The following is a 13,055-nucleotide window of genomic DNA, read 5'->3' on the forward strand; positions in this document are numbered from 1 at the left end:
AAGATATGAAAAATGCATCATGTATTGCAATTGGTAATTTTGACGGCATTCATATAGGTCATGACACACTTATCAGACGGATGATTGAATTAAGCCGCGAAACCAATGAAGACAGCATAATAATAACATTTAAATTTGTAAAAAAAGATTTGAAAAAATCTACATTCAACATAAAGTATATAAACAGCCTCCCTACAAGACTAAATCTGCTCAAATTATACAACGTCACGGATGTTGTTGAAATTGAGCTGGATGAAGTTATTTCAAAGTATACTCCGGAACAGTTTATAAAGGAAATACTTGTGGACAGATTCAATGCAAGAAATATCGTTGTAGGCTACAATTTTACATTTGGATACAAGGCCTCAGGCAGCATTTCCACACTTAAGGAGTTTGCGGACAAGTACGGATATGATGTAGAAGAAATATATCCTGTGAAATACAACGGGGTTGTTGTCAGCAGCACACTTGTGAGAAACCTTTTACAGGAAGGCAAAATTCATGAGGCCAACAATTTGTTAGTTGACAACTACACAATTTATTGCGAAGAAATTGAAATGGATTATAATAAAAACATAGGTTTTGTAGATAATAAGAGCAGCATTGTTGTACCGGCCGATGGAAGATATTTTGTTTTGGCAGGTGATGAGAAGGCAGTTCTTACAATAGTTACCAACAAGTCAGGTTCGGTGCTCACATTTGACAAAGCTATAGGCAAAAACGAGAACATTGTTTTTCTTGACAAGGCTTTGTAAATAATTGTAAATATTCAAAATTTTTATTTACAAAAATAATGTAATATGGTAGAATTTATTGTGTTTCCATAGCCTAAGTTTTACGAATCCTCAACGTATTGCTTGGATTATGGTGAAATAAAACAGAAACCACGGAGGTATGAAATGAATAAAGAACAAAAAACACAAATTATCGAACAATACAGAATCAACGAGAAGGATACAGGTTCTCCTGAAGTTCAAATTGCATTGTTGACTTTCAGAATTAACAACCTTACAGAGCATTTAAAAGGAAACAAAAAAGACCATCACTCAAGAAGAGGTCTTCTGCAAATGGTTGGACAAAGAAGAGGTTTTCTTAACTACTTAAAAGATAATGATATCGAAAGATACAGAAGCATTGTTGCAAGATTAGGATTAAGAAGATAATTTTAGGAGCGGGGGATACCCGCTCTATTGTTTATGTTCTACCCGATTTTTCTGACCGTTAGGGAAAGAGAAATCGTTGGTAGAACAAACGCAATGAGTTCCCAATTTATGCGACCGTTAGGGAGCTGATAAATTGGTGAACGAAACTGCGATATGTCCTGTCCTAACCCCATTTTTTCGACCGAAGGAAGAAAAAAATGGCGGTAGGTCAAACGCAATGAGTTCCGTATGATTTACCCAATTTATACGAGCGATAGCGAAGGATAAATTGATGGTAATTCAACCGCAATGAATTCTAAATTTGTGCGAGCGACAGCGAGCAAACAAATTTGTGAATGAAACTGCACAATTTATGCGACCGTTAGGGAGCTGATAAATTGGTGAACGAAACTGCGATATGTCCTGTCCTAACCCCATTTTTTCGACCGAAGGAAGAAAAAAATGGCGGTAGGTCAAACGCAATGAGGTAATAGCCTTACAGAAAAATATAAAAGGAGGTACTAATGGAAGAAAGAGTATTTAAATACATGCTTGCCGGAAGAGAATTAAAAGTTACTGTTGGCAAAATAGCAGAGCTTACAAATGGTAACTGTATTGTACAATATGGCGACACAGTCATAATGGCCAATGTGGCAGCATCAAAAGAGCCTAGACAAGGCATAGATTTTTTCCCGCTGAGTGTGGATTATGAGGAAAAACTTTACTCCGTAGGAAAAATTCCTGGAGGATTCATTAAAAGAGAAGGAAGACCGGGGGAAAAGGCAATTCTTACATCTCGTTTGATTGACAGACCTTTGAGACCGTTGTTCCCTAAAGGATACAGAAATGACGTATCTGTTACAGTAACAGTGTTATCAGTTGATCAGGATTGTTCTCCTGAGATTGCCGGCATGATAGGTTCATCAATTGCATTGTCAATTTCAGACGTGCCATTTGAAGGACCAACTGGTGCAGTTAACGTAGGACTCATTAACAACGAGTTTATAGTTAACCCAAACAGCAAAGAAAGAGAAGCAACTGTTTTAAATCTTACTGTAGCAGGAACAAAAGACGCTATAATGATGGTTGAAGCCGGTGCAAATGAAATCAAAGAATCTGTTATGCTTGATGCCATAATGTTTGCTCATGAAGAAATAAAGAAAATTTGTGATTTCATAAGCGAAATTCAAAATGAAGTGGGCAAATTAAAATCAGACTACGTTAAATTCGTTGCTGATGCAAACATAGAACAGGAAATAAGAGAATATGCTGCTCCTATTATTAATGAAGCAATAATTGTTGAAGATAAGCTTGAAAGACAAGAAAAAATAGACAATTTCAAATCAGCGGCAAAAGAAATATTCCTTGAAAAATATCCGGAAAATGCAGCTGACATAGATGATTCTCTTTACAAAATCGTAAAAGAAAAAGTAAGAGAAAACATACTTGTGAGAGGCATAAGACCTGATAACAGAACAATAGACGAAATAAGAAAAATTACATGTGAAGTTGGCTTGTTGCCAAGAACTCACGGTTCAGGACTTTTCACAAGAGGTCAGACTCAGGTTCTTACAGTTGCAACACTGGGTGTTTCCAGCGATGAACAGACTTTAGACGGAATTTCCGAAGAAACTTCTAAACGTTACATGCACCACTACAATTTCCCTTCATACTCAGTAGGTGAAACTAAACCTTCAAGAGGACCTGGAAGAAGAGAAATAGGTCACGGCGCATTGGCTGAAAGAGCATTGGAACCTGTTATTCCAAGTGTTGATGTATTCCCTTACACTATAAGACTTGTTTCAGAAGTTTTAAGCTCAAACGGTTCAACTTCTCAGGCAAGTGTGTGCGGCAGCACAATGTCTTTAATGGATGCCGGTGTTCCTATTAAAGCTCCTGTAGCAGGTGTTGCAATGGGATTGATAAAAGAAGGCGACGATGTGGCTGTTCTTACTGATATTCAGGGAATGGAAGACTTTTTGGGAGACATGGACTTCAAGGTTGCCGGAACTGCTGAAGGAATAACTGCAATTCAAATGGATATGAAAGTTCATGGAATTGACAAATTGATTCTTACCCAGGCACTTGAAAAAGCACATAAAGGAAGACTATTCATTCTTGACAAAATGCTTGCATGCATTGACAAACCTAGAGAAGAAGTTAGCAAGTACGCTCCTAAGATAATCAAGATGACAATTAAACCTGACAAGATAAGAGACGTTATTGGTGCAGGCGGAAAAGTAATCAACAAGATTATTGAAGAAACTGGAGTTAAAATTGATATTGAAGACGACGGTTCTGTATTAATAGCAGCAGAAAATGTTGAAAGTGCTTACAAAGCTAAGAAAATAATCGAAGGCATCGTAAAAGAAATCGAAGTCGGAGAAATTATACTTGGTAAAGTTGTAAGATTGGCAACATTCGGAGCTTTCGTAGAACTTACTGACAACAAAGACGGACTTCTTCACATATCACAGATTTCCGACAAGAGAGTTGCAAAAGTTGAAGATGTTCTGAATGTGGGAGATGAAATTCTTGTAAAAGTAATTGAAATTGACCAACAAGGAAAAATCAAACTTTCAAGAAAAGATGCTCTGAAAGAAACTGAAAATAACTAACAACTATAAGATAACAATATCATGACAAAGGTCATTGATTTTGTTATTTTTTATTTTATATAATTTTACGCTTCTTTACCAGTAATTAAGTTGCTGCAGAAGTTCTTTTATTTCAGTTAATCTAATACATTGTGAACATGGATCTCATTACACATAAAACAGTTGTATTTTTTGCAAAAATTTGATAATATACGAATGTAGTAAAATATTTATTTGGCAAATCATAAATAGACCCTTTTTATAATACATTATTATAAGGGGGATTTTTATGAGATTTTTTTTAAATAACATAGCGTTTATCAGAAGAATTATAGTAATAGTTCTTATGGCAGCAATTATTGTGCTTCTATTGGCTACAAGGTGCAGCAACTCTAGGATGAGATTTTTAAGCGAGGTTTATGCTTATGAGCTTTTAGAATGCAAATGATAAAATATTGGAGGAAATATGATTAAGAAACACACTTTGGATAACGGCATCAGAATTGTGATGGAAAAAATAGATTATGTAAAATCTGCATCCATTGGAATTTGGGTTAATGTGGGTTCAAACAATGAAAATGAAGAAACAAACGGATTGTCTCATTTCATTGAACACATGCTTTTCAAGGGAACAGAAAACAGAAAGGCAAATGAAATTGCAGAAGATATTGACAACCTCGGGGGTCAGCTCAATGCTTTCACAAGCAAAGAATGCACATGCTTTTACGTTAAGGTGCTTGATGAAAATATAAAAGATGCTGTAGACATACTTTCTGACATGTTTTTCAACTCCTTGTTCCAGCAGGAAGAAATAGACAAGGAAATATCAGTTGTAATAGAAGAAATTAAAATGTATGAAGATTCTCCGGAGGACGTTGTACACGATAAGCTTACAGAGTTGATTTTTAAAAACAGCCCTATGGCTTACAACATTCTTGGTACAGAAGAAAATTTAAAAACATTCACAACTAAAAAAGTTGTGGAATACATGAAAAAGAACTACACACCTTACAACACTGTTATTGCAGTGGCAGGAAGCTTTGACGAACAAGAATTCGTGCGGATGATCAACGAGAAATTCAAGGACTGGCACAATGACAACATTAAGCATGTTGATCCGGAAGCAGAATACAAAAGAAGCGTTGTGGGTGTCAACAAGGATTTAGAACAACTGCACATGTGTATAGGAAACAAGACAATCGGAAGACACCATAAAAATTACTATCCTCTTCTGGTGCTGAACAACCTTTTCGGCGGGACAATGAGTTCAAGAATATTCCAGGAAGTAAGAGAAAAAAAGGGGCTTGTGTATTCAATTTATTCCTTTGTATCTAATTATTCCAACACAGGAATTTTCAGCATTTATGCTGGAATGTCCTACAATCAGGCAGAAGATGCTTTGAGGACAATTTTAAAAGAAATGATAAGCATTAAAAATGGAAACATCTCTGATGAGGAGTTCAATAGGGCAAAACAGCAGATTAAAGGAAACTACATACTGGGCCTTGAAAGTACTTCCAGCCGTATGTCATCCATAGGGCGAAGAGAGCTTTTATACAATGAAATACAATATCCTGAAGAAGTGATTGAAAGTATCAACAACGTTAAAAAGAAAGATGTTTTAAATGTTGCAGCAGAGTTGTTCGACATTGATAGTTTAAGCATAACATTTACAGGAAATCTGAACAAAAACAAAGACATTGAAGATAAAATAAATAAAGTGCTTGGAGAAAAATATGAAGATTAAAATTGTAAAAAACAATCCGTTCAAATTGCCGGAATATGAAACCAAAGGTTCAGCAGGAGTTGACCTGCAGGCGAATGTTGAAAGCCCTGTTGTTTTGAAGCCAATGGAAAGACATCTTGTGCCCACTGGACTGTTCATTGAAATACCAGAAGGCTATGAAGCACAAGTGAGAGCAAGAAGCGGTCTTGCAATAAAACACGGCATAAGCCTTGTTAATGGAATAGGCACAATTGATTCCGACTACCGCGGAGAAATAAAGGTTATTTTAATAAATCTTGGAGAAAAAGACTTCACCATCAATTCAGGAGACAGAATTGCTCAGATGGTATTTATCAAACATGAACAGGCAGATTTTGAACTGGTTGAAGAATTAAATGAAACCGAAAGAGGAGCAGGCGGTTTCGGCCACACAGGGGTATAATTGTAAAAGGGGGGATATTGTGAAGCTCAGCGAACTTTACAGCAAGGAAATAATAAACGTGGACACAGGAGAAAATTTGGGGATTTTTGGTGACTGTGACTTGGTTATTGAAGAAAAAACAGGAGAGATAATCAGTTTTATTTCCGGAAATTCATCACATTTCGGATTTTTTAAGGAACCGAAAAGAAAAGAAATATTGTGGAAAAATATAAAAAAAATCGGCAGTGACATGATAATCATTGAAAACGAATAGAAATTTATGATGCGGTGAATAAAATATGCAAAACTTCAAAGAATAATCAGGATATCAAAAACCTGATTATTTTTTTGGAGGTAATATGGAAAACAAGAATATGCAAGTTAATAATAAAGTGGCACTAAATAATTTGGACTTAAGCATGAAAACAAATATTTCCGGCAACAATCAAAACGAAAGACAAAGTTCAGGACAAAACTCAAACAACATTAATAAAAACTCAAACAACAGGTACGAAGACAACACAAATCAGGACGGCAGAACCAACATAAACAACAATCAAGAGCCTGCAAATCCATTTTTGTTCAGCTCAAGCAACAACAAAAATGATTCTAATTCTGATGAGCAGCTTGAAAATGTAAAAGAAGTGGGAAGCGTAACAGATATAAATCCTGTGAAGGATATTTGTTTTATAAGCATCATAGGAGAAATTGAAGGACACAATTCACTTCCTCCACAGAGCAAGACAACAAAGTACGAGCACATAATACCTATGATAATCGGTGCTGAAATGGACCCTCAGATAAAGGGAGTTTTATTGCTTATAAACACCATAGGAGGCGATGTGGAGGCTGGTCTTGCCATATCAGAGCTTATTGCAAGCATTACTAAACCAACAGTATCACTTGTTCTTGGGGGAGGGCACAGCATTGGAACAGCTCTTGCTGTATCAGCAAGATATTCTCTTATTGCACCAACAGGAACTATGACAATACATCCCATACGCACAAATGGCTTTGTAATAGGTGTTCCTCAAACCTTCAGATATTTTCAGAAGATGCAGGAAAGAATCACTAACTTCATTGTTTCTAATTCAAGGGTAAACAGGGAAGCTCTTCTTAAGTACATGTATGACACGGATGAAATAGCTAATGATGTGGGAACAGTATTAAATGCTGATGAAGTTGTTGACATAGGGCTCATTGATGAGATAGGTGGATTCAGCAGCGCCATGACTATCCTAAGAGATTTAATCGACAAAAATAGCAACTCATGATGATTTTGAGAGTCAAATAATCATTGCGGATTAACGTTGTAATATGATATAATTAAATTTAGAAAAAACAGGGGGACGCTGTATCAAATGGCTAAGTCACAAACTGAAAATAAAACAAAAGCAACTGTAAGAAAAAAAAGTACAAGCACAAAGTCATTGAAAAATGACAATGTTGAATTGCTTAAAAAAGAAATAATGGGGATTTTTATTGTAGCTTTTGCTGTGTTTTTAATAGTTGTAACATCCAAGGAAAACCAGACGGGCATTGTAGGAAAGACAATAAACTTATTTACCCATTCTGTTTTTGGCAAGGGTTCGGAAGTTCTTCCGTATTTTATTTTGACAATAGGAATAATGCGTTTATTGAATATTATAGTATTTAATGACAGCAACCAGGTTGTTGCTGTACTTGGATTTTTTACATGCTACATCATGTATTCAGCTCTTTCCAACAGCAGTATTTACAGTCTGCTCACAGGAACAAGCACTTTTAATGAAATAATGAAATCATCCATAGAAAACGGGATAAACAATCAAGGCGGCGGCCTCATTGGAAACCTGCTCACTTTTATTTTTGTTAAGCTGGTGGGAAAAAACGGAACATATATAATTCTTGGAGCGCTTTTATTCTCATTTTTCATACTTCTGACAAACCAGAGCTTAATTGGAATTTTTAAGCTATTAATTGGATATGTACAGAAATTTGTGAGAGCTATATACAATTTCTTGTTTACGGAAACAGAAGATTCACAAAAGAAAGCTCAATTAAAACAGGAAAAAAAGACAAAAGAACTTGAGGAACAGGAAAACATAAAAATTTACGATTATTTAAACCCGTCTTCTGATAGTAAGAAAGCAGAAATTACTCAACTTAAGCTTGATGACTATAAAAAAGATGAAGCAAAATTATTGCAGGAAGCTCAGCAAGTCAGAAAGACAGAAACAAAAGAACCGGTAATTCATGACATGCATGACAACATAGCAGCAGTTGAAGATAAAAGTCAGGAAAGAACCGAAGATAAGAAGAGTAAGGAAAAATTCGAAGCAAAAGAAATTACTGACGACATCATAAACATTGCAGGAGTAAAGGCAGACAAATATAAACTTCCTCCAACATCTCTTCTAGATCCTATTCCACAGCAGGCAAAAGGGGATAAGGAAGATTTGAAGAAGGACGGAGAAAAACTTATTGAAACGCTGAACAATTTCAATATTCCGTGCAATATCACCCAAATAAACAAAGGTCCTACAATAACAAGATATGAGATTCAACCGGCACCGGGAATAAAGGTAAGCCGAATCACAGGGCTTTCAAATGACATAGCTCTTGCCCTTGCAACTTCAGAAATACGTATGGAAGCACCCATACCGGGTAAAGCTGCCATAGGAATTGAAGTACCAAACAGGAACAAGACCAGCGTTTATTTAAGAAGCCTTATAGAGTCAAAAGAATACAAAGCAGTTTCTTCAAACATTCCTTTTGCTCTTGGAAAAGACATTGCCGGGAAAAATATTATTGCCAGCATTGACAAGATGCCTCACCTTTTAATAGCAGGAGCAACAGGCTCAGGCAAGAGCGTGTGCATCAACTCGCTCATAATGAGCATTTTGTTCAAGGGTAAGCCTGATGAAGTTAAACTTATACTTGTAGATCCAAAGGTAGTTGAACTGAGCGTCTATAACGGACTGCCTCATTTATTGATACCTGTTGTCACGGATCCAAGAAAAGCTGCCAATGCTCTTAACTGGGCGGTTTCAGAAATGACAAACCGCTACAAGGTTTTTGCAGCTAACAGCGTAAGAGACATTCAAACCTACAATGAAAAGATGCTTAGGGAAAACGGCGAAAAAATGCCGCAGATTGTAATAATAATAGATGAACTCGCAGATCTCATGATGGTTGCTTCCACTGAGGTTGAGGAATACATCACAAGAATTGCCCAGCTTGCAAGAGCCTGCGGCATACATCTTGTAATTGCAACTCAAAGACCTTCTGTCGACGTTATAACCGGTGTTATAAAGGCTAACATACCATCAAGAATAGCATTTGCTGTTTCATCCCACATAGACTCAAGAACTATACTTGATACGGGAGGGGCAGAAAAGCTTCTTGGCAAGGGAGACATGCTTTACCATCCAATGGGGCTTCCAAAGCCTGTTCGTATTCAAGGAACATTTATATCAGATGATGAGATTAAAAGAGTTGTGGAAAGCATAAAGGAACAGCAGATAGAAATAAAAACAGGCAAACAAAACGAAATAATAGAAGAAATTGAAAAAGCACAGGTACAAGACGAAGATGCTGACGAATTCCTGGAACAGGCAATTGAAATGGTTGTTCAGGACGGCCAGGCTTCAGCTTCATACATTCAAAGAAAGTTTAAGGTTGGTTATTCTAGAGCAGCTAGAATCATAGACCAGCTTGAAGAAAGAGGCATTGTGGGCGGGCACGAAGGAAGCAAGCCACGTAAGGTACTTATAACAAAAGAAGAATTAGACGAAATGAGAGGAAATTAATGAAGAAAATTTACATGCATTCCCTGGGATGCTCAAAGAATCTAGTGGATTCAGAAAACATGCTGGGTATATTAACAAAAAAAGGATACAAAGTTACAGACTATGCTGACAAGGCAGATTACATCATAATAAACACATGCTCGTTCATAAACGACGCTCAGCAGGAGTCTGTAAATGCAATCATATCAGCAGCAGACATAAAAAACAATGTGAACAAGAAAGCAAAAATAGTTGTTACAGGCTGTCTTTCACAAAGATTTGGTGAAGAGCTTGCCAAGGAAATTCCTGAAGTAGATGTTATAATAGGAACAAGCGGATTTGAAAAAATCGATGAATACATCCATGAATATGAAAAGAAAAAAGAGCTGGTTGTCGACACTAAAATACAGCTTGACATCGATATGGATCTTCCCAGAAACCCTTTGACTTCAAAGTGGTACGCTTATTTAAAAATTGCCGAAGGTTGCTCCAACAACTGCACTTACTGCGTAATACCGCAGCTTAGAGGCCCTTACAAGAGCCGTAAAATAGAAAGCATAGTTGAAGAAGCAAAATCACTTGCTAAAAACGGCGCAAAAGAAATAATTATTATCGCTCAGGATACAAGCAAGTATGGACTTGACGTTTACAATGAAAGAAAGCTTCACGAAGTCATACAAAAAGTATCGGAAATAGAAGAAGTTCAATGGATAAGAGTGCATTATCTCTATCCGGAAGATATTTACGATGAACTGATTGATGAATTTAAAAACAATCCAAAGCTTCTTAAATATTTTGACATACCAATGCAGCACATAAACGACAGAATATTAAAAAGAATGAACCGTAACACAAGCAGTAAAGAGATTAAGGGTTTAATTGAAAAAATTAGAAAAGAAGTTGAAGGCGCTGTAATCAGAACTTCTCTCATAACAGGCTTCCCTGGTGAAACTGAAGAAGAACATGAAGAACTGAAACAGTTTTTACAGGAGTACAAGCTTGACAGAGTAGGAATATTCAAGTATTCAAGAGAAGAAAACACTCCTGCATACAGACTTCCGGATCAGATTGATGAAGAAGTTATGGAACAAAGACACAATGAACTCATGGAGCTTCAGCTTGGAATATCCTACGAAAACAGCCTTTCAAAAATCGGCAGAACATACGATGTTCTCATTGAAGAAAAAGATGTTGAGAACATATATGTGGGAAGAACATACATGGATTCCATAGAAATTGACGGCTGTGTATATGTAACATCTGATGAAGAACTTGTTATAGGCAATATTTACAAAGTCAATATAAATGATGCCTTAGAATATGATTTGATAGGAGATGTGGTTGATGGATTGGTTTAAAAAAATGAATTTGCCAAACAAGCTTACAGTTCTCAGAGTTTTGGCAATACCACTGTTTTTATTTTTTCTTTATGTTACAAAGGGAGTGTTCCGCTTTTTGCCTCTTTTAATCTTCATAGCTGCTGCAGTAACAGATGCAATTGACGGATACATTGCAAGAAGAGATAATTTAGTAACTGATTTCGGTAAGTTCATGGATCCTTTGGCAGATAAGCTTCTGACGGCTTCAGCATTTATTGCGTTTGTTGAAATGGGATACATGAGCGCTTGGGTTGTTGTGCTTATAATTTCCAGGGAGTTTCTTGTTTCAGGCTTCAGAACCCTGGCTGCTTCCAAGGGAGTTACAATAGCTGCAAATCCATGGGGCAAGATTAAGACTGTTTTCCAGATGATTTTGATTGTTGTGGTTTTATTTAACTACACAGGATATTTTGCATTTACAAACGGCTGGGTTAATCCATTAGTTGCTGTAGTTGTTCTTTTGACAGTAACTTCAGGTGCAACTTATATTTATGAAAATATGAATGTAATTAAGGCTTAAAGCCAGAAACGCCTCTATTGAGGCGTTTTTGATTAAAAATTGTTTTTGTTTTATTTTAAATATCTTAATACCATAACGTTTAAAATTATATAACTTACATAAGTTTTAGTTGACAAGGCAAAGAAATATATATATAATTAAAGAGAACAAATGTTCTAAGAAGGAGTCGTGAAATGGAAAAAGATAAGGCCCTTGAGCTGGCAATTGCTCAAATAGAAAAACAATTTGGAAAAGGTTCTATAATGAAGCTTGGAGAAAATGCCAAATTGAATATAGAATCCATACCAACAGGTGCGCTGCCTCTTGACATTGCAACTGGAATCGGCGGAGTACCTAAAGGAAGAATCATTGAAATATTTGGACCTGAGTCGTCTGGTAAGACAACAGTGGCATTACATATAGTAGCTGAATCACAAAAAAGGGGTGGCATAGCAGCATTCATAGATGCAGAACATGCCCTTGATCCTGGATATGCCAAAAAACTTGGAGTTTCTATTGAAGATTTAATTATATCCCAGCCGGACACAGGAGAGCAAGGACTTGAAATTGCAGAGGCTTTAGTAAGAAGCGGTGCTGTGGATGTAATAGTTGTTGACTCTGTTGCAGCTCTTGTTCCTAAAGCTGAAATCGACGGAGACATGGGAGATTCTCATGTTGGTCTGCAGGCAAGACTTATGTCACAGGCTCTTCGAAAGCTGGCCGGAGCCATAAGCAAATCTAATACAGTTGCCATATTTATAAATCAGCTCCGTGAAAAGGTGGGCATAATGTTTGGAAATCCTGAAGTAACAACCGGCGGACGAGCTCTTAAATTTTACTCATCAATGAGGCTTGATGTAAGAAGAATCGAATCATTGAAAAAAGGCGATGAAGTATATGGAAACAGAACAAGAGTAAAAGTAGTGAAAAATAAGGTTGCTCCTCCATTCAAACAGGCTGAATTTGACATTATATACGGCAAAGGAATATCAAAGGAAGGCTGCATTCTTGACATGGCTGTGGAAGCCAATGTTGTTAACAAAGCAGGGGCATGGTATTCCTACGAAAGCAACAGGATAGGTCAGGGCAGGGAAAACTCAAAGGAATTTTTGCTGGCTAACCCTGAGCTCATGGAAGAAATAGAAAAGAAAGTAAGAGAAAAGTTTGAAATGGGAGACATTAATTTAAGCTCCGACGATACTGAAAAAAATGATTTAGATGATTAATAGGCACTCACATGCCTTAGACTGTGACATACTCGGACGCTGTCATCCTGAACGATAGTGAAAGTTGCTCTAACCCTATTTTTCAAGTGTTTTTCTGAAAAATAGCGGTAGTCATTCGCAATGAGCACCAAATTTATATGGGCGTTAGCGAATAAATAAATTTGTGTGCGAAACTGCAGTATCTCATCTTTGTTGAAACGTGAGATTCTTCGAGCAAGCTCTCAGAATGACAATGTCAAATATATTCTTTATAATCAACCTGAGGCACTCATGTGCCTCTTTTTATTGTTCGCAA

At 36.7% G+C, this 13,055-nt stretch carries 12 protein-coding genes; all 12 read left to right on the forward strand.

Translation table 11 applies throughout. The features are described from left to right. Positions 1–5: 5 nt before the first annotated feature. The 12 genes from LY60_RS03090 to recA all read left to right on the forward strand — a co-directional run bounded on the left by LY60_RS03090 (position 6) and on the right by recA (position 12,760). The gene (locus LY60_RS03090) at positions 6–755 is read left to right on the forward strand and encodes an FAD synthetase family protein (RefSeq protein ID WP_145079880.1); all 750 of its coding nucleotides are present in this window, start codon (positions 6–8) and stop codon (positions 753–755) included. 144 nt (positions 756–899) lie between these two features. Beyond that, a complete protein-coding gene (rpsO, locus tag LY60_RS03095) occupies positions 900–1,163 on the forward strand; it encodes a 30S ribosomal protein S15 (protein ID WP_145079883.1) in 264 nt (87 codons plus the stop codon). 503 nt (positions 1,164–1,666) lie between these two features. Next, the gene (locus LY60_RS03100) at positions 1,667–3,760 is read left to right on the forward strand and encodes a polyribonucleotide nucleotidyltransferase (protein WP_145079886.1); all 2,094 of its coding nucleotides are present in this window, start codon (positions 1,667–1,669) and stop codon (positions 3,758–3,760) included. Between the two features lie 268 nt (positions 3,761–4,028). After that, positions 4,029–4,187, forward strand: a complete 159-nt coding sequence (locus LY60_RS17945; protein ID WP_170226093.1) for a hypothetical protein — start codon at positions 4,029–4,031, stop codon at positions 4,185–4,187. Positions 4,188–4,205: 18 nt separating this feature from the next. Then, positions 4,206–5,486 (forward strand): M16 family metallopeptidase, encoded by a 1,281-nt coding sequence (locus LY60_RS03105; protein ID WP_145079889.1) that lies wholly within the window; start codon positions 4,206–4,208, stop codon positions 5,484–5,486. Continuing rightward, positions 5,476–5,907, forward strand: coding sequence for a dUTP diphosphatase (dut, locus tag LY60_RS03110; RefSeq protein ID WP_145079892.1), 432 nt, complete (start codon positions 5,476–5,478; stop codon positions 5,905–5,907). Before LY60_RS03105 ends, dut begins: the two co-directional genes overlap by 11 nt. A gap of 19 nt (positions 5,908–5,926) precedes the next feature. Continuing rightward, positions 5,927–6,160, forward strand: a complete 234-nt coding sequence (locus LY60_RS03115) for a YlmC/YmxH family sporulation protein (RefSeq protein WP_019226990.1) — start codon at positions 5,927–5,929, stop codon at positions 6,158–6,160. An 85-nt stretch (positions 6,161–6,245) separates the two neighbouring features. Further along, positions 6,246–7,160 carry a ClpP family protease gene (locus tag LY60_RS03120; RefSeq protein WP_145079895.1) on the forward strand — a complete coding sequence of 305 codons (915 nt, stop codon included), beginning with the start codon at positions 6,246–6,248 and terminating at the stop codon, positions 7,158–7,160. A gap of 87 nt (positions 7,161–7,247) precedes the next feature. Next, positions 7,248–9,677, forward strand: a complete 2,430-nt coding sequence (locus tag LY60_RS03125) for an FtsK/SpoIIIE family DNA translocase (protein ID WP_145079898.1) — start codon at positions 7,248–7,250, stop codon at positions 9,675–9,677. Next, complete coding sequence (rimO, locus tag LY60_RS03130) at positions 9,677–11,014, forward strand: 30S ribosomal protein S12 methylthiotransferase RimO (protein WP_145079901.1); 1,338 nt, start codon at positions 9,677–9,679, stop codon at positions 11,012–11,014. The genes LY60_RS03125 and rimO overlap by 1 nt, the downstream gene beginning before the upstream one ends. Next, positions 11,001–11,555 carry a CDP-diacylglycerol--glycerol-3-phosphate 3-phosphatidyltransferase gene (pgsA, locus tag LY60_RS03135; RefSeq protein ID WP_145079904.1) on the forward strand — a complete coding sequence of 185 codons (555 nt, stop codon included), beginning with the start codon at positions 11,001–11,003 and terminating at the stop codon, positions 11,553–11,555. Before rimO ends, pgsA begins: the two co-directional genes overlap by 14 nt. Positions 11,556–11,728: 173 nt before the next feature. Beyond that, complete coding sequence (gene recA, locus LY60_RS03140) at positions 11,729–12,760, forward strand: recombinase RecA (protein WP_019226995.1); 1,032 nt, start codon at positions 11,729–11,731, stop codon at positions 12,758–12,760. Positions 12,761–13,055 lie beyond the last annotated feature (295 nt).

It is taken from the genome of Sedimentibacter saalensis, assembly GCF_007830175.1.
In the GTDB taxonomy this organism is placed as follows: Bacteria; Bacillota; Clostridia; order Tissierellales; family Sedimentibacteraceae; genus Sedimentibacter; species Sedimentibacter saalensis.